Source organism: Paenirhizobium naphthalenivorans (genome assembly GCF_007992095.1).
GTDB lineage: Bacteria > Pseudomonadota > Alphaproteobacteria > Rhizobiales > Rhizobiaceae > Allorhizobium > Allorhizobium naphthalenivorans.
In genome coordinates this window covers 208,090-225,073 of sequence record NZ_BJZP01000005.1, presented here as the reverse complement: position 1 = coordinate 225,073, position 16,984 = coordinate 208,090, and the positions used below count along the sequence as shown (strand labels likewise).

The following is a 16,984-nucleotide window of genomic DNA, read 5'->3' as shown; positions in this document are numbered from 1 at the left end:
CCGGAAGCGACAGCTTTCCGGGGCTTTTCGATTTCTCGACCTGCAGGCCGGATCAGTCTTTCTTCGGCTGCGGCACGACGCGGAGCGCCAGTTCCCGTAGCTGAGTCGGCGTTGCCGGCGACGGCGCGTTCATCAGCAGATCCTGCGCCTGCTGGTTCATCGGGAAGATCGAGATCTCGCGCAGGTTCTTCGCGCCGACGAGCAGCATGACCACACGGTCGATACCGAAGGCGCAGCCGCCGTGCGGCGGCGCGCCGTACTGGAAGGCGCGGTAGAGGCCACCGAATCGTTCTTCCACGTCGGCCTGGCTCAGGCCAACCTTTTCGAAGGCCTTGACCATCAGCTCCGGCGACTGGTTACGGATCGAACCGGAGGCGATTTCGAAGCCGTTGCAGACCGCGTCGTACTGATAGGCCTTGAGCGACAGCGGGTCCTGGCTTTCCAACGCTTCCAGACCACCCTGCGGCATCGAGAAGGGGTTGTGGGCGAAGTCGATCTTCTTTTCTTCCTCGCTCCATTCGTAGAACGGGAAGTCGACGATCCAGCAAAGCTCGAAACGGTCGCGGTCGACGAGGTTCAGTTCCTCGCCGGCGCGGGTTCGGGCTTCGCCGGCAAACTTGTAGAACTTCGACGGTTCGCCCGCGACGAAGAAGCAGGCGTCGCCTTCTTCCAGACCGAGCTGCGTGCGGATAGCCTCAGTGCGCTCCGCGCCGATGTTCTTGGCAAGCGGACCGGCACCTTCGAGGACGGCGCCTTCCTGGCGCCAGAAGATGTAGCCGAGGCCCGGCTGTCCGGTCGACTGCGCCCAGGCGTTCATGCGATCGCAGAAAGCACGCGAACCACCGGTCTTGGCCGGGATCGCCCAGACCTCGACCTTCGGGTTGGAGGCGATCATGTTGGCGAAGACCTTGAAGCCGGAACCGGCGAAATGCTCGGTAACGGCCTGCATCTCGATCGGATTGCGCAGGTCCGGCTTGTCGGAACCGTATTTGCGGATCGCCACGTCGTAAGGGATGCGCGGCCACTGCTTGGTAACCGGCTTGCCTTCGGCGAACTGCTCGAAGACCTGGGTCATGACCGGCTCGACGGTTTCCCAGATGTCCTCCTGGGTGACGAAGCTCATTTCAAGGTCGAGCTGGTAGAATTCGCCCGGCAAGCGGTCAGCGCGCGGATCTTCGTCACGGAAGCACGGCGCAATCTGGAAGTAACGGTCGAAGCCGGCGACCATCAGCAACTGCTTGTACTGCTGCGGGGCCTGCGGCAGGGCGAAGAACTTGCCTTCGTGGATTCGGCTCGGCACGAGGAAGTCACGTGCGCCTTCCGGCGAGGAAGCCGTGAGAATTGGGGTCGTGTATTCGGCAAAGCCGATATCGCCCATGCGGCGACGCATGTCGGAGACGATCTGCGTGCGCTTGACGATGTTCCTGTGCAGCGTCTCGCGGCGCAGGTCGAGGAAGCGGTACTTGAGGCGCACGTCTTCCGGATAGTCCGGCTCGCCAAAGACCGGCAGCGGCAATTCCTTGGCGGCCGACAAGACCTCGATATCCTGGGCATAGAGTTCGATCTCGCCAGTCGGCATGGCCTTGTTGACCGTGTCTTCCGTGCGGGCCTTGACGAGGCCGTCGATGCGGATCACCCACTCGCCGCGCACGGTTTCGGCCATCTTGAAGGCCGGGCTATCCGGATCGGCCACCACCTGGGTGATGCCATAGTGGTCGCGCAGGTCGATGAAGAGAACGCCGCCATGGTCGCGGACACGGTGGACCCAGCCTGACAGGCGGACGGTCGAGCCGACATCGGATTTTTTCAAGGCGGCGCAGGTGTGGCTGCGGTAACGGTGCATGGTTTTATCCTGCATATTCATTGAGGGAGTTCCGGCAACGGCACGGATTCTCGGGCTTTAAATCGCGCGGACAAGCGCATGGCAGGCCCGATTTGTCAAGGCTGAAGGCGTGTTCGGGCTCCACGGGATCTTCGGACAATCGATTTCGGTGATGACTGCATTCACGACGTGAACTGTTATCGCCGCACCGGCGCAGATACAAGAATATTGGCGCCCGGGAGGATCCGAGTCGTGCCGCACCAGCCGGGATGCACCCTCCATGTCGTCGATCCGTCCACTCATTCCCCTGCTCGCCACCGCCGGCATCCTGATCGGCGGCAACGGTTTGCAAGGCACGTTCATCTCGCTGCGAGCACTCGAAGAGGGCTTCTCGACCTCGATGATCGGCGTGGTCGGTACTGGCTATAATATCGGCTTCGCCCTCGGCTGTATCTACATCACCCGATTGATCCGAGCGACTGGGCATATCCGAACCTTCTCGGCGCTCGCCGCTATCGCTTCGGCCGCTTCCATTTTGATGCTGCTGTTCATCAATCCGACCGCCTGGTTCCTGATGCGGCTGGTCCAAGGCGTATGCTTCGCCGGGCTGTTCGCAGTGGTGGAAAGCTGGCTGAACGCCAAGGTCACCAATTCGACCCGCGCCCGGACGCTGTCGGTCTATCGCTTCGTCGACCTCGGCGCCGTCACGCTCGCGCAATATGCCATTCCAGCCGTCGGCATAGGCGGCTTCGAGCTGTTCGTCATCATCTCCATGGCGCTGACGCTATCGCTCGTGCCGATCTCCCTGACCGACCGGTCCAGCCCCGAAGCGCCGGAGGACGTCCGCTTCGACATCCGCGTGCTGTGGAAAGTATCACCACTCGCCACGGTCGGCTGCATCGTCGTCGGATTGACCAATTCCAGCTTCCGCTCGCTCGGGCCGATCTATGCCGACGGAATCGGCATGTCGATCACCGAGATCGCCACCTTCATGAGCGTCGGGATCTTCGCCGGCGTCGTGCTGCAATATCCGCTTGGGCATTATTCCGACAAGCTCGACCGCCGCCTGATCATCCTCGTCGCGACATTCGGCGCCTTTGCCGCCGGGCTTTTCCTCGCCTTTGTCGCTGGCACCAATCAATGGCTCAATTTTGCCGGCATCTTCGCCTTCGGCGCCTTCGCCATGCCGCTTTATTCACTCTGCTCGGCCCACGCCAATGACCACGCGGCACCTGGCCAGCATGCGCTGGTCTCGGCCGGCACGCTGTTCTTCTGGTCTCTGGGCGCGGTGATCGGCCCGCTGTTCGCCTCCTTCATGCTCGACCTTTTCGGCCCGAGGGCGCTTTTCGTCTACATGGTCGTCGTGCTGGCCGGCTTCATGGCATACACGCTGAGCCGCATGATGGTACGCGAGGGTGTACCGACCGAGAAGCGTAGCATGCGGTTCCGCTCTCTGCTCAGAACCTCCGCCTTCTTCGCCAAGCTTGCCGGCCCGCAGCAGAAGAAGCCGAAGGGTCATTGACGCCGGTCTGCGACAAGATGGAGGACCGGCACTGATTGATGAAAGTAACAATCAGGTTTAAGAGCTCGGAGACATTCTGAACGACAGGAGGCCAAGATGGCTTTGCTCACCCGACGCAACCTGCTGAAGGCAACAGCTGTCGCCGGCGCCTACGGCGCGGGTGTTGGCTTTGCGGGGCGCTTCGGATCGGCGCAGGCAGCCGGTGATCCGACCCTGCTGGAAGCGGTCATGCGGGAGGCCGCCATTACCGGCAATGCAGCGACGCAAGGCGTTCTGACCTATCAGGCATCATTGCCCGGCGCCGGCGTCATGCCCCCCGCGCTGCGGCTGAAACGCGGCGAACCGTTTGCGGCGCAGCTCAAGAATTCGATCGATGAGCCCACAACGATCCACTGGCACGGGATGAGGATCGACAACGCCATGGATGGCGTACCCTTCCTGACACAGCCCTATGTCTATCCCGGAGATACATTCGACTACAGGTTCACGCCACCGGATGCCGGCACCTTCTGGTATCATCCGCATTGCAATACGCTGACGCAAATGGGGCACGGCCTCACCGGCCTTCTGATCGTCGAGGATCCGAAAGATCCGGTCTTCGATGCGGAAATTGCGCTCAACCTGCGCGACTGGCGGCTTGGCGGCAACGGCCAGTTCATCGAGCAGTTCAAGGCCCGCGACGCGGCCAAGGCCGGCACCTATGGCACGGTTCGGACCGCGAATTGGCAGGTCGAACCGGTTTACGATGCGCCGGCGGGCGGGCTGGTGCGTGTTCGCATCGCGGTGACGGACGTCACCCGTATCTACAATCTCCAGCTTGAGGGCGCCGACGCGCTGATCGTGGCGATCGACGGCCAGCCAGTTCCCGTCGCCATGCCACTCGACTTTGCCGTGGTGTCGCCCGGACAGCGACTTGATCTCGTCGTACGCATGCCCGACAGCGAGGGAACGGTTGTTCAGCTCGAGGACATTCGCCCCTCCACGCCCAAGACGGTCGCGAGCTTCCGCAGCATTGGCGCATCGTTGAGGCGCAGCCTTGACGACGTGCCGCCGCTTGCCCCCAACCCGCCGGTGGAGGCCGACCTTTCAAGCGCCACCGAAATCCCGCTGGTCCTGAGCGCCACGGCTGAAAACGCGGCCAAGGACTCGATCTGCGGCTCGCTCGGCTATTCCTTCTGGGCGATCAACAAGAAGCCCTGGCCCGGAGACACTGAAGATCCGACCGCCCCCATCGCGGAGCTCAAGCTCGGGCAAACCTATCTGCTCAATCTGGAAAACGTCACACCGCACGCCCATCCGATCCACCTGCACGGGATGAATTTCCAGGTTGTTTCATCGTCCACCCGGCAGGTCCTGCCCCTCGTGTCCGACACCTATCTGATCCTGCCCGACGAAAAGGTGCAGCTGGCGCTCGTTGCCGACAATCCGGGCGATTGGGTGTTCCATTGCCACATCATCGAGCATCAAAAGACCGGCATGACAGGCTACCTACGGGTCGCGTGAAAGGAACATGACGTTGACAAGCGGCACAGCATCGCGCGGGATATGGTCATAGGCGGCCAGTCAAGCCGCAGCCCCCATGAGGAACAATCCAGTGCCCAATCTCGCCGCCACGATGACAGTCCTCGAGCCCTACCCCGGTCTCTATGCCTACTACGATGGCCGGATCCCGGGAAAACGACTTTATTCCGAAGCCAAAAACTGGCTCGACGATGGCGCCTATTCGCTCGGAATCGCCACCTATGCGCTGGTCTCCGGCCATGAGGCGATGCTATACGACAGCCATACCTCGCTCGACCATGCCCGTGCGGTGCGTAATCATCTCGAGGGGCTGGGTGTCATATCGATCCGCCTCGTGCTCAGCCACTGGCATACCGACCATATCGCCGGCAACGCGATCTTCGCCGATTGCGAGATCATCGCCAACAAGCTGACGGCCAGGACACTGATCGAAAACGTCAAGACGCTCGCCCACAAGACGCCGCCGATCAATCCGGTGGTGATGCCCAACCGCCTGTTTGAGGGGCAGATGACGCTCCAGCTCGGCGAGCGGACGGTCGAACTTCTGCAATTCGACATTCACAGCGCCGACGGCACTGTTCTGTTTCTCCGCGACGAAGGCATCCTGCTGGCGGGCGACACGCTGGAAGACCCGATCACCTATATCTCTGAGCCGCAACATATCGCGACGCACATCGCTGAGCTTGACCGCCTGAAAACCCTGCCGATCCGTCGCATCCTGCCCGATCACGGAGAACGCGAACGGATTGCCTCTGGCGGTTATGCGCCAAGCCTGATCGATGCCAATCGCGACTATCTGCAACGCCTGCTCGGTCAAGTGGAAGACCCTGCGCTCGATAAACAGACCCTTCGCGATTTCGTGGCGCAGGACACCGCCGCCGGCCACATCATCTATTTCGAACCGTATGAAACAGTCCACCGGGCCAACATCGCTGAAGTCCGGCAGGCGCATGGCATTGGCGCGGATCACGCCTGACCCCGGCGTTCGACCGGAATGCCGCAGAGCAAAGGCCGCCGGCATCGCGCAAAAGCCTCCTTGTATTGACATCGCCGGTCGAAAGGGGAACTAAGGTTGATCAACTCTATTTCATGACCGAGCCACAATGATCGAGACCACTGCCGCATTAGAAGAAGCCTGCCTCAAGCTGGCCCAATCGGATTTCATCACCATCGATACCGAGTTTCTTCGGGAAACGACGTTCTGGCCGGAGCTCTGCCTGATCCAGATGGCGAGCCCGGATCTCGAGGTGATCGTCGATCCGCTGGCGAAGGGCATTGATCTGGCGCCTTTCTTCACGCTGATGGCCGATACCTCTGTGATCAAGGTGTTCCATGCGGCGCGCCAAGACATTGAAATCATCTTCCACCTCGGCAACCTGATCCCGCACCCGATCTTCGACACTCAGGTCGCGGCCATGGTCTGCGGCTTCGGCGACAGCGTTTCCTATGATCAGCTCGTGCAGAAAGTGAAGAATGTCCATATCGACAAGACATCGCGCTTCACCGATTGGAGCCGCCGGCCGCTGTCGGAAAAGCAGCTCGACTATGCACTGGCCGACGTCACCCATCTGCGCGACGTCTATCTGAAGCTTAAGGAAGAGCTGGAGCGCGAAGGTCGGGCGGGCTGGCTGACCGAGGAAATGGCGATCCTCGAATCCCGAGAAACCTACGACCTGCATCCCGACGATGCCTGGCACCGGCTGAAAATGCGGCTGCGCAAGCCGCAGGAACTGGCCGTGATGAAATTCGTCACCGCCTGGCGTGAGCGCGAGGCGCGTAGCCGCAACGTTCCCCGTTCGCGCGTGCTGAAGGACGACGCGATCTACGAGATCGCCCAGCAGCAGCCGAAGGACACCGAGGCCCTGGCTCGTTTGCGCACCATACCGAAGGGCTGGGAACGCTCGGCCTCCGGTGCGGCGATTGTCGAACAGGTCAATGCCGCGCTGGACCTGCCGAAAACGGACATGCCGCATGTGCAACGCCACAGCCATGCGCCGGAGGGCGCGCAGGCCGCCGTCGAACTGCTGAAAGTGCTGCTGCGCCTCACCTCGGAAAAGCACGGCGTCGCCTCCAAGGTAATCGCCAATACCGAGGATCTGGAAAAGATCGCCGCCGAGGGAGAAAACGCCGATGTGCCGGCCATGCAGGGCTGGCGACGCGAGCTGTTCGGGGATGTGGCGCTGAAGCTGATCGCCGGTGGTGTCGGCCTGCGTTTCGTCGACAAGCGCGTCGAAGCGGTGGAATTCTGACATCATGGCAGCCGTGACGCTTCGGCGGGCAACCCCGGACGACATCGGCTTTATCATGCGGACGGAACGCCTACCCGGCTATGACAGCTTCATCGGCAAGTTCGACGAGAACGAACACCAGCGACAACTGAACGATCCGGCGTTCCTATACTTCATCGGCGAGCATGGGACCGACTTGCCAGTCGGCTTTGCCATCCTCAGTGGCCTCGATAATCGCGATGGCAATGTGTGCCTCAAGCGCCTCGCCGTCGCCACACCGGACAAGGGCTATGGCTCACACCTCCTCTTGGCCATCATCGAACACACGTTCGAGAACACGCCAGTCCATCGGTTATGGCTGGATGTGGTGAAGGAAAATACCCGGGCCAGCAGCGTCTATCGCAAGGCCGGTTTCAAGCAAGAAGGCACGCTGCGGGAATCGGCGGTCATGCCCGACGGTCGTCGCACGGACCTCGTCATGATGTCGATCCTGCGGCCAGAATGGACCTCGCACATTTAAGGCCTATCCATGGAACTTCCCGCGCCCCTCAAAGCCGCCGTCGAGCAAATGCTGGCGCATGAGCCGATCGAGCGCCTTGCCCGTGCCAGCGAAAAACTCTCCGACCGCTATCGCCGCGAAGTGCGCGACGGCAAGTTCCATCTCGACGGCGAACTGGCCGCCAAGGCCTATCTCGCCACCCGACTGCCGGCCACCTATGCCGCCGTCCGCGCCGCCCTTTCGATGGTTGAGGAGGCCTCCCCCGAATTCCATCCAACGAGCCTTCTTGATTTCGGCGCGGGTCCCGGCACTGTTTTCTGGGCGACCACCGACGCATGGCCGGACCTTGGACGCGCGACCCTCGTCGAGGCAAGTCCCGCCATCCGCTCGGTCGGCGAGGCACTGGCGAAGGCCTCGAACGTGGCAACCGGCTGGCTCGCGGGCGACATCACCGGCACCATTCCGCCGCTCGAACCGGCGGACCTCGTCACACTTGCTTACGTACTTGACGAGATTGCCGGGACGGCCATTCCGAATGTCGTTCGGCGGCTTTGGGACCTCACCGCCCATACGATCGTCATCGTCGAGCCCGGCACGCCGGCCGGCTGGCGGCGCATCATCGCCGCCCGGCAGACACTGATCGAGGCCGGAGCGCAGCTCGTGGCACCCTGTGCGCATGCGAAAAACTGCCCGATCGTCGAGCCCGACTGGTGTCACTTCTCGCGGCGCGTCGCACGCTCGCGGCTGCACCGGCTTTCCAAGGGCGCCGAGGTGCCGTGGGAGGACGAGAAATACATCTTTATCGCCGCTTCCCGCTTTGCCGCGTCGCCCCCGGCCGCCCGCGTGCTTGCGCCGCCGCGCAGCTCGAGCGGGCTCGCCAGGCTCAAGCTTTGTCTCTCTGATGGTCGCGCCGAGGAACTGACGATCAGCCGCCGCGACGGCGCCGTGTTCAAAGCGGCCCGTCGCGCCGACTGGGGCGACGCCTTTGAACCGGAAGTCAGGGATGGCGGCGATGACGACTGAGCTTGATGTCGCGACCGCCGAACGCTTCGCGCGCATCGCCCTTGGCCATGTCGAGAGAGAGTACCCGCACAAGCCCGGTCATGTGCTTGCCTCGGCAAGCGATGTGCACAGCCCGCGCGAAAGCCATCCGGTCTTTTTTGGCAGCTTCGACTGGCATTCCTGCGTCCACGGCTACTGGATGCTGGCCCGGCTGTTGAATCGTTTTCCGGCGATGCGTGCCGCAGATGACATCCGTGCGCTCTTCATCCGCCAGTTGACGCCCGGCAAGGTCGCCGGCGAATGCGCCCTGTTCGAACGACCGATGAACCGCGGCTTCGAACGCCCTTATGGCTGGGGCTGGTTACTGAAACTGGCGGCAGAACTGGAACTTGCCGACGACCGCCGCTTCGCCAATACCTTGCAACCCCTCACGAACCGGATTGTCGCGCGGTTCCGCGACTTCCTGCCGCTGGCCGCCTATCCGGTGCGGGTCGGCACCCATTTCAACACCGCCTTTGCGCTTCGGCTCGCGGCCGATTATGCCGACACGGCGGGCGACGGGACCTTTCGGCGACTGCTGAGGGACACGGCCCAGCGCTGGTATGGCGAAGACTGTGACTGCCCCGCCTGGGGTGAGCCCTCCGGCGACGACTTCCTGTCCTCGACGCTGATCGAGGCGGAATGCATGCGGCGGCTATTGCCGGCGGGCGACTTCTCCATCTGGTTCGATTGCTTCCTGCCGAGGCTTGCGGCAGAGCGGCCGGCCAACCTGTTCACGCCTGTTGCCGTCGGTGATCGCAGCGACGGCAAGATTGCCCACCTCGACGGGTTGAACCTGTCGCGCGCCTGGTGCTGGCGGTCGCTGGCCAAGTCGCTCCCGACTGGAGACCCTCGGTATCACTCAATGTCTGTCATCGCGGAGCGTCACTCGCAGCGGCGCTCTCGCATGTGACAGGGGACTATATGGGCGAACACTGGCTGGCCAGTTTCGCCGTGCTGGCAATGGAGGCGTAGCTGTCAGGGTTCATACGTACGAAGAAGCTTCTCATGTTCCTGGCGATGGTGACGGTTCTGGCGCTGGCTGCAAGTGAGCTTCACCAGCGTGGCCATCTCGAATCCTCGAAGGCGTTTGCAATCGGCGGTTCGCTTGCCCTTGCCAATCTGGCGCTGGGCGTTGCCGGCCTCAGGACTCGGCACAGGATCGCCTGGGGAGTCTATCTTCTGGCAAGCTTGATGACCGTCGTCCTTATAGGGTCAGCCAACCCGGTCAGCGCCCTGGTCACGCTGACGCCGATCTGGATGGGTGCGGGGCTTGAATTTATGAGTGCAACGCCGAGCCTCTTGTGATTTTGTCGGCAATCTTCTTTTCGGCGCGAAGCGCGATGCCGACTACTCTGGCGCTGTCCGGCGCAAACTCGGCGAAAACGGCCCGGTTGGCGGCATCATGCCCGGTCGAGAACATCTCCTCGATATAGAGCGAACTGGTCACGCCACGTTCCAACGAACGACGGTGGATGGTACGTAATGTCGCCTGGTCGGCGGAGAGTATCACAATCGGTTGGACGCTCAACGGATTGTAGACGTTACCGACAGCATCGCGATAAGGTTCGCCGATCACCGTCGGTACCTGGGCCACAATGCCGCTCGTCAGGAAGGCGGTGACGTTGAGCTTCTGCCAGTTGGCCAAATCCTCGCGCAGGACAATGACGATCTTGGTATCGAACATGAATGACAATTCCCTTCGTGGTTTCAAAGGCGATTCCGCCTCGACCTCGCCAATAGCGAAGGATACGGCGAACGGTCTTGAACGATCGTGCATGTCAGTCACCCACGACCGTCTGCGCCTGCTTGGCGGGCTGTCGGGGCTGGAACATATCGAGGCTGCTTTCACCGGAGAGGGATTTGCGCCGCACCGGCACGACACCTATGGCATTGGCGTGACGCTCTCGGGCGTGCAGATTTTCCACTATCGGGGCGCCTTACGCGCCAGCCTACCCGGTAACATCATCGTGCTGCATCCAGACGAACTGCATGATGGAGCCGCCGGCACCGAAACGGGCCTCGTCTATCGGATGATCTATGTTGCGCCAGAGCGGATCGCCGAGGCCCAGGGTATCAAGGGCGGGCTCCCCTTTGTCACGGACCCGGTCGTCAGCGACGGACAGTTTCGCGCGCGTCTCGGGGAAGCACTCGTCCAGCTAGACGACGCGCCTTCCGAACTCGCGGTTTCGGGGATCGTCGCGATGATCGCGGATGGGCTGAGATGCCATTCCGATGTTCGTCCGCTCACCGCAGATCGCGGCCTTTCGGCAGGGATCGCTGCCTGCCGTGATCACCTGTCTGTCCATTGCACCCGCGATGTCGGCTCGCAGGAACTCGAGGCGATCGCCGGTCTCGACCGCTATACGATCGCCCGCCAGTTCCGCCGCGCGTTCGGCACCAGTCCGCATCGGTATCTCGTCATGCGCAGGATCGAGCTCGCGCGCCGCCTGATGCACAGCGGGACCGGGCTGGCAGAGGCCGCCATCGCCTCCGGCTTTGCCGACCAGGCGCATTTCACGCGCCACTTCAAGGCCGCCTACGGCATCACGCCAGGTCGCTGGCTGGCTCTCCTGCGCAATTGACGAACGTCACCGAAACTTCACGCAACAGCAATCCGGTCGACATCAACCGCCTCTAACCATGCCGCGTCCTGAACTTTCACATAAATGGTGACGCCATGAAAAATCATCTCTTTGCCTCCGTATCCCTTTTTCTTCTCGCAACTCCAGCCTTTGCCGAAGAGGTCGTCTTTCCGGCCAAGCTGGTTTCCCACGCCATCCTGCCAGCCAATACGATCATTGCCGCACCGGCCGATGCACCGACCCATCTGAAGACCTCGGCCAAGTTCACCACCGCCGACCGCAAGCGCGCCGAAGGCATCGGCACCCTGCCCGGCAAGGATGGCGTTCGCGCCACCGGCCTTTCCATGCCCTTCGACGGTCAGGCCATGCAGGGCTTTTCCGGCATCAAGACGATGGAGGACGGCACCTTCTGGAGCCTGTCCGACAATGGTTTTGGCTCCAAAATCAACTCCAGCGACTCGATGCTTATGCTGCATCACATCAAGTTCGACTGGGACGCCGGCAAGGTTGAACACCTCGAAACCGTGTTCCTCTCCGACCCGAACAAGAAGGCTCCCTTCCCGATCGTCATGGAAGGTGCAGAACAGCGTTATCTCACCGGCGCTGACTTCGACGTCGAGTCGATCCAGCCGACGGCTGACGGTTTCTGGGTGGGTGAAGAGTTCGGCCCCTACATCCTGAAATTCACCAAGGACGGCAAGCTCACCGACGTGATCCCGACGACCGTCGGCGAAACCCCCGTCAAGTCGCCGGACAATCCAACCCTCGTCGTTCCGGCCAATCCAACGGCCAAGATGCCGGCTTTCAACCTCAAGCGCTCCGGCGGCTATGAGGGCCTTGCCATGTCCAAGGACGGTGGCAGGCTCTACGGTCTGCTGGAAGGTCCGTTGTTCCTAGAAGACGGTTCGGTCGAGAAGGTTGATGGTCTCAGCGCCCTCCGCATCATTGAACTCGACGTGGCCTCCAAGTCCTGGACCGGTCGTTCGTGGCTCTATCCGCTGTCGGAAGGTGGCGAAGCGATCGGCGACTTCAACATGATCGATGACACGACCGCTCTCGTCATCGAGCGCGACAACGGCGAAGGCACGGCCGACAAGGCTTGCGCCGACCCGAAGAAGCCGGAAACGACCTGCTTTGCCTCCCCGGCCAAGCACAAGCGCATCTACAAGATCGAGATGACCGATGAAAACGTCGGCAAGGCCGCCCGCAAGATCGGCTACATCGACCTGATGAAGATCGCCGATCCGGACAACAAGAAGCGCCAGGGCGGCGGCGATGGTTTCTACGACATGCCGTTCGTCACCATCGAAGACGTCGATGTCATCGACGCGACGCATATCGTCGTCGGCAATGACAACAACCTGCCGTTCTCCGCCGGCCGCGCGCTGGACAAGGCGGACGACAATGAGTTCGTCCTGCTCGAAGTCGGCGAATTCCTCGCCGCGAAGTAAAAAGCAGAAGGCCAGCGGCATCCGTGTCGCTGGCCTTTGTTGTCAGAGATAGAATGCGGTGCTTGAACCGCCATCCAGGGACTGTCCGGCGCCAGTCCGATCGTAGACCACAAAGCCGTCGGCAGACCAATTCGACGCAGTACTTCCGCCTGTGGCTGGCTCCGTCCGAGGGATTTTCGCCAGAAAAGCGGCGTCAGTATAGTCTACGACCCAGGAATTCTGTTGAGGCGCTGCCGTTCCACCAGTCCTCCAGGCAATGCTGGACACATCGCTCGCCTGCGGCTGCTTCTGAAAGATCGCATAGTTGCCGGTGTTGTTCGTATTGTTCGTAATATTCACGCTGTATGTCGTCATAATATTGCGCCTCTTGATGTTGAATACCGGAAAAATACATCCAAAGAAGGCAAACTCAACGACCGCATCTGGGCCTATTCTGCCTGTGAAAGCACACAGTTAAGAGGCCCTAAACGAAATCGAGACAAAATGATGGAACGCCCGCGTCGCTTTTCGCCGACGGCGGAGCGATCGGAGCGCCTAGCGAAAACCTACCCGAACCGGAAGGTCAGCCGCTTGCCCGTCAGCCGCGCCAGTTGCTGCAGGCGGCCATCGAGGCGTTCACCGGCAAGATCGCGATGGGCGTGCGGAACGACGAACTCGAGATCGAGGTCGGGACGTGCCGACTTGCGGAAGCCCAATGTGTGGACGATCCCCGGCATGGATGCCGAAAACAGATAGACAACGCGGAGCAGGCCGCCGAGCAGCTTTGCGCGTTCCAGCAGGCGCTCGGTCGCGATCGTGGCAAGAGGTCCGGTCTGACCATCGTCGCGCAGACCTTCGAAACGATAGTAATTGGCAAGGGCGATGAAGGCCCGACCCGGATGAGTGATGCCGACGAAGGAGGAATGGGCGATGATGTTGAGCGCCTGCAGCCCGCGATAGTCCGGATGCGCGCGCCAACTGATGTCGGCAAGCAGACAGGCCGCTTGGCGATACCGGCTCTCCTCCTCCGTCTCGACCACATCGAAGAATGGCATCATCCGCCCGGTCCAGGCAGCAAGCTCGCGCGCGTGTTCGGGTGAACGCGCCCGCAGGATCGCCAGTTCGTCGGCGGCTGTGAGAAGCGGATCGAGTGCCCGGTCATCCTGCGACATCAGCGAGTAGAGATATCCCTCGCGTACGCCCTGGGCCGAGAAGGAAACAGCGGCGGGCTTCATCACCTCCAGCACTTCGCGCATTGCGATCGCGCCGTATGGCAAAAGCGCACGGCGGCTTTTCGAGATCGCACCCCAGGATGCATCGCGGGACGTGGCACCCGTTATGATTTCGTCGAGAAAGCGCGTGATCTCGGCCAGGGGCAGTTCGTAACCCTGCATCATGTGCAGCGGATAACCGCGCGTTTCCATGTGCAGCTTGGCAATGTTTCGCCAAGTGCCGCCGACCGCATAGAACGTCCGCCCCCTGCCCTGCGGCAGCATGGGTGCCGGACGGATAAGCTTGCGAGCGATGGCCGTCGCCTTTTCCAGCGAGCCACCGGCTGTCTCCGACAGACGCAGACCGCCGAGCGGCAGGGTTATTCCTGTCCCGAGCTCGCGTCCCTTGATATCGATGAGCTCCAGAGACCCCCCCCCAAGGTCGCCGGCGATACCGTCGGGTTCATGGAAACCGCTGACGATGCCGAGCGCCGAATAGAGCGCCTCCTGTTCACCTGTCAGGACTTCGATTCCGTGGCCGAGGATCTTCTCCGCCCGCTCGATGAAATCCGGGCCGTTCTGCGCCTCGCGCGCGGCAGCGGTTGCGAGCACATACATGGCGGTGGCACGGGCCTGTTCTGAAAGCGCGCGAAACCGGCGCAGCGACGCCAGCGCCCGCGAGACGCCCTCTTCATCCATTCTCCCGGTGGTGGCGAGCCCCTTGCCCAGTCCGCAAAGCACTTTCTCATTGAACAAGACGGTGGGAGCCCGCGACAGGCCTTCATAAATGACCAGTCGGATCGAGTTCGAGCCGATGTCGACGACGGAGACAGGGGCTATGCCAGGCAGTCGCCCCTGCGCTTCTGATCTTGTCATGAAGTACCAGTTATTGTTTCCTGCCGGAAATAATGCCGGCAATCAGTTTCGGCGCGCTTTCTTTCAGCGATTCTCCCCGCCCCGAAAGGCTCGGATTGGTCATGAAATAGTGCTGCGCGTTAAAAGGCTCCTCGCCGGGCCGCACTTCCATGCGCCGCGACGTCCCGTCGGCCAATATCTCGTAGCTCTGCTGGTTGTCAATCAAGTTACCCAGCATGATCTGTGAAAGAACCTGCTCATGGACGGTCGGGTTTACAAGCGGCACCAACGTTTCGACGCGACGGTCGAGATTGCGCGGCATCATGTCGGCCGAGCCGATATAGACGAGCGCCTTTTCGGATGGCAGGCCGAAACCGTTGCCGAAGCAGAAGATACGGCTGTGCTCGAGGAAGCGGCCGACGATCGACTTGACGCGGATGTTTTCCGACAGGCCCGGCACACGCGGACGCAAGCAGCAGATGCCGCGCACGACAAGATCGATCTCGACACCGGCCTGACTGGCCCGATAGAGCGCGTCAATGATCTCCGGATCGACCAGCGAGTTCATCTTCATCCAGATCGACGCCGGTCTGCCGGACTTCGCATGGATGATCTCTTCCTCGATGTGACGCAGGATGCGGGGCCTCAGCGTATACGGCGAAACGGCAAGTTTCATGCCCTCTTCCGGCTCGCCATAACCAGTGATGAAGTTGAAGACATTCGCCATGTCGTGGGCAATCTTCGGATTGCAGGTGAAGAAGGACAGGTCCGTGTAGATCTTCGCCGTCACCGGATGATAGTTGCCAGTGCCGAGGTGGCAGTAGGTTCTGAGCTTGCCGTCCTCCCGTCGCACCACCATCGACATCTTGGCGTGGGTCTTCAATTCGATGAAGCCGAACACGACCTGCACACCGGCGCGCTCGAGGTCGCGTGCCCAGCGAATATTGGCCTCTTCATCAAAGCGCGCCTTAAGCTCGACCAACGCGGTCACCGACTTGCCTGCGTCGGCAGCATCGATCAACGCGCGCACGATCGGGCTGTCGTTGGAGGTGCGGTAAAGCGTCTGCTTGATGGCCAGAACATCGGGATCCCGCGCCGCCTGCAACAGGAATTGCACGACGACGTCGAAGCTTTCGTAGGGATGGTGAACCACCATGTCCTTTTCGCGGATCGCCGCCAGGCAGTCGCCAGCATGCTCACGCACCCGTTCCGGGAAGCGCGCGTTGTAAGGCTCGAAACGCAGGTCGTCACGCGGCGCCTTGGCGATCTCCGAAATGGTATTGAGGGCGAGCAGGCCGGGCAGGACGGCGACGCGGTTTTCCGGGACGGCCAGTTCGTGCACAACGAACTGCCTGAGCGCGACAGGCATTTCGGAGTCAACCTCGATCCGGATTACCGAACCGCGGCGGCGGCGCTTGAGCGCTGTCTCGAAATAGCGCACCAGGTCTTCCGCCTCTTCCTCCACTTCGATATCGCTGTCGCGGATAATGCGGAAGGTGCCGAAACCCTTCACCTCATAGCCTGGATAGAGACGGTCGATGAACATGCCGACCACGTCTTCCAGGGTGATGTAGCGGATCGTCGACTTGTCGTCGGGCAGGCGAACGAACCGGTCAAGCGTCGGCGGCAGGCGCAGCAAGGCCGTCATCGGTTCGTGGGCGCGCCGGCTTTCAAGTTGCAGGCCCATCGAGAAGCCGAGATTGGGGATGAACGGGAAAGGATGGGCAGGATCGATCGAAAGCGGTGTCAGTACGGGGAAGATTGCTTCCTCGAACTCTCTCTCCAGCCAGACCCTGTCCTCCTCCGAGAGGGCCGCCGGCCTGACAGTCAGGATGTCTTCCTTGGCGAGATACTGCTGAAGAACAGCCAACGAAGCCTGCTGCTCCATTTGCAGGTTGTCGATCTCTTTCAGGATATCGTCGAGCTGTTCGGCCGGCGTCTTGCCGTCCGGGCTCTTGATGGTGATCCCCTCGCGCACCTGACCTTCGAGGCCTGCGACGCGCACCATGAAGAACTCGTCGAGATTGGTGGCGGAAATCGATAGGAAACGCACCCGCTCCAGCAGCGGATGGGCGGTATTCAGGGTTTCCTCAAGCACCCGCCGATTGAACTGCAACCAGGAGAACTCGCGATTGATGAAGCGCAAGGGGCTGTTGGACAGATCTTCCGGCGCCTCCGCCATGATCGCCTCGAGGGTCTTCGTCTCAGTCACCACAGAATCCATTGCCATCCCTCAATTACCGGAGCACCCGCAATTATAACAGTTTGAC

14 protein-coding genes and 1 pseudogene are annotated in these 16,984 nt (G+C 61.5%); 10 read left to right on the top strand and 5 right to left on the bottom strand.

The window, feature by feature from the left end; genetic code table 11:
• Positions 1-52: 52 nt before the first annotated feature.
• The gene (aspS, locus tag RNA01_RS07600) at positions 53-1,843 is read right to left on the bottom strand and encodes an aspartate--tRNA ligase (RefSeq protein ID WP_147179361.1); all 1,791 of its coding nucleotides are present in this window, start codon (positions 1,841-1,843) and stop codon (positions 53-55) included.
• Positions 1,844-2,102: 259 nt separating this feature from the next.
• Between aspS and RNA01_RS07595 the strand changes: the two genes are divergently transcribed.
• The 8 genes and pseudogenes from RNA01_RS07595 to RNA01_RS07560 all read left to right on the top strand — a co-directional run bounded on the left by RNA01_RS07595 (position 2,103) and on the right by RNA01_RS07560 (position 9,941).
• Complete coding sequence (locus RNA01_RS07595; RefSeq protein WP_147179360.1) at positions 2,103-3,344, top strand: MFS transporter; 1,242 nt, start codon at positions 2,103-2,105, stop codon at positions 3,342-3,344.
• Between the two features lie 96 nt (positions 3,345-3,440).
• Complete coding sequence (locus RNA01_RS07590) at positions 3,441-4,847, top strand: multicopper oxidase family protein (RefSeq protein WP_147179359.1); 1,407 nt, start codon at positions 3,441-3,443, stop codon at positions 4,845-4,847.
• Between the two features lie 91 nt (positions 4,848-4,938).
• On the top strand, positions 4,939-5,841 hold the full coding sequence (locus RNA01_RS07585) for an MBL fold metallo-hydrolase (protein WP_235916485.1): 903 nt from the start codon (positions 4,939-4,941) through the stop codon (positions 5,839-5,841).
• A 127-nt stretch (positions 5,842-5,968) separates the two neighbouring features.
• The gene (rnd, locus tag RNA01_RS07580) at positions 5,969-7,114 is read left to right on the top strand and encodes a ribonuclease D (RefSeq protein WP_147179357.1); all 1,146 of its coding nucleotides are present in this window, start codon (positions 5,969-5,971) and stop codon (positions 7,112-7,114) included.
• A 4-nt stretch (positions 7,115-7,118) separates the two neighbouring features.
• Positions 7,119-7,613 carry a GNAT family N-acetyltransferase gene (locus RNA01_RS07575; RefSeq protein WP_147179356.1) on the top strand — a complete coding sequence of 165 codons (495 nt, stop codon included), beginning with the start codon at positions 7,119-7,121 and terminating at the stop codon, positions 7,611-7,613.
• Positions 7,614-7,622: 9 nt separating this feature from the next.
• Positions 7,623-8,615 carry a small ribosomal subunit Rsm22 family protein gene (locus RNA01_RS07570; RefSeq protein ID WP_147179355.1) on the top strand — a complete coding sequence of 331 codons (993 nt, stop codon included), beginning with the start codon at positions 7,623-7,625 and terminating at the stop codon, positions 8,613-8,615.
• A pseudogene (locus RNA01_RS07565) lies at positions 8,605-9,608 on the top strand (DUF2891 domain-containing protein). Before RNA01_RS07570 ends, RNA01_RS07565 begins: the two are co-directional and overlap by 11 nt.
• Positions 9,609-9,641: 33 nt before the next feature.
• Complete coding sequence (locus RNA01_RS07560; RefSeq protein WP_147179354.1) at positions 9,642-9,941, top strand: hypothetical protein; 300 nt, start codon at positions 9,642-9,644, stop codon at positions 9,939-9,941.
• Here RNA01_RS07560 and RNA01_RS07555 read toward each other — a convergent pair.
• On the bottom strand, positions 9,913-10,320 hold the full coding sequence (locus RNA01_RS07555; RefSeq protein ID WP_147179353.1) for a DUF2000 family protein: 408 nt from the start codon (positions 10,318-10,320) through the stop codon (positions 9,913-9,915). The genes RNA01_RS07560 and RNA01_RS07555 overlap by 29 nt on opposite strands.
• Between RNA01_RS07555 and RNA01_RS07550 the strand changes: the two genes are divergently transcribed.
• Complete coding sequence (locus tag RNA01_RS07550) at positions 10,319-11,218, top strand: AraC family transcriptional regulator (RefSeq protein ID WP_235916484.1); 900 nt, start codon at positions 10,319-10,321, stop codon at positions 11,216-11,218. The genes RNA01_RS07555 and RNA01_RS07550 overlap by 2 nt on opposite strands.
• Positions 11,219-11,313: 95 nt before the next feature.
• Positions 11,314-12,669, top strand: coding sequence for an esterase-like activity of phytase family protein (locus RNA01_RS07545; RefSeq protein WP_147179351.1), 1,356 nt, complete (start codon positions 11,314-11,316; stop codon positions 12,667-12,669).
• Between the two features lie 42 nt (positions 12,670-12,711).
• Here the strand turns inward: RNA01_RS07545 and RNA01_RS24545 are convergent, their stop codons facing one another.
• From RNA01_RS24545 to RNA01_RS07535, 3 genes are all read right to left on the bottom strand, one after another.
• Positions 12,712-13,023: a hypothetical protein gene (locus RNA01_RS24545; RefSeq protein WP_488803418.1), complete on the bottom strand. Its 312-nt coding sequence runs from the start codon at positions 13,021-13,023 to the stop codon at positions 12,712-12,714.
• Between the two features lie 191 nt (positions 13,024-13,214).
• Complete coding sequence (ppx, locus tag RNA01_RS07540) at positions 13,215-14,735, bottom strand: exopolyphosphatase (RefSeq protein WP_147179350.1); 1,521 nt, start codon at positions 14,733-14,735, stop codon at positions 13,215-13,217.
• 10 nt (positions 14,736-14,745) lie between these two features.
• Positions 14,746-16,896, bottom strand: a complete 2,151-nt coding sequence (locus tag RNA01_RS07535; protein ID WP_235916494.1) for an RNA degradosome polyphosphate kinase — start codon at positions 16,894-16,896, stop codon at positions 14,746-14,748.
• Positions 16,897-16,984 lie beyond the last annotated feature (88 nt).

What these genes read in the sequence shown, in the direction of transcription:
- aspS (WP_147179361.1), bottom strand. Translation starts at nt 1,843, where the DNA reads ATGCACCGTTACCGCAGCCACACCTGCGCCGCCTTGAAAAAATCCGAT.
- RNA01_RS07595 (WP_147179360.1), top strand. Translation starts at nt 2,103, where the DNA reads ATGTCGTCGATCCGTCCACTCATTCCCCTGCTCGCCACCGCCGGCATC.
- RNA01_RS07590 (WP_147179359.1), top strand. Translation starts at nt 3,441, where the DNA reads ATGGCTTTGCTCACCCGACGCAACCTGCTGAAGGCAACAGCTGTCGCC.
- rnd (WP_147179357.1), top strand. Translation starts at nt 5,969, where the DNA reads ATGATCGAGACCACTGCCGCATTAGAAGAAGCCTGCCTCAAGCTGGCC.
- RNA01_RS07575 (WP_147179356.1), top strand. Translation starts at nt 7,119, where the DNA reads ATGGCAGCCGTGACGCTTCGGCGGGCAACCCCGGACGACATCGGCTTT.
- RNA01_RS07570 (WP_147179355.1), top strand. Translation starts at nt 7,623, where the DNA reads ATGGAACTTCCCGCGCCCCTCAAAGCCGCCGTCGAGCAAATGCTGGCG.
- RNA01_RS07560 (WP_147179354.1), top strand. Translation starts at nt 9,642, where the DNA reads ATGTTCCTGGCGATGGTGACGGTTCTGGCGCTGGCTGCAAGTGAGCTT.
- RNA01_RS07550 (WP_235916484.1), top strand. Translation starts at nt 10,319, where the DNA reads ATGAATGACAATTCCCTTCGTGGTTTCAAAGGCGATTCCGCCTCGACC.
- RNA01_RS07555 (WP_147179353.1), bottom strand. Translation starts at nt 10,320, where the DNA reads ATGTTCGATACCAAGATCGTCATTGTCCTGCGCGAGGATTTGGCCAAC.
- RNA01_RS07545 (WP_147179351.1), top strand. Translation starts at nt 11,314, where the DNA reads ATGAAAAATCATCTCTTTGCCTCCGTATCCCTTTTTCTTCTCGCAACT.
- RNA01_RS24545 (WP_488803418.1), bottom strand. Translation starts at nt 13,023, where the DNA reads ATGACGACATACAGCGTGAATATTACGAACAATACGAACAACACCGGC.
- ppx (WP_147179350.1), bottom strand. Translation starts at nt 14,735, where the DNA reads ATGACAAGATCAGAAGCGCAGGGGCGACTGCCTGGCATAGCCCCTGTC.
- RNA01_RS07535 (WP_235916494.1), bottom strand. Translation starts at nt 16,896, where the DNA reads ATGGCGGAGGCGCCGGAAGATCTGTCCAACAGCCCCTTGCGCTTCATC.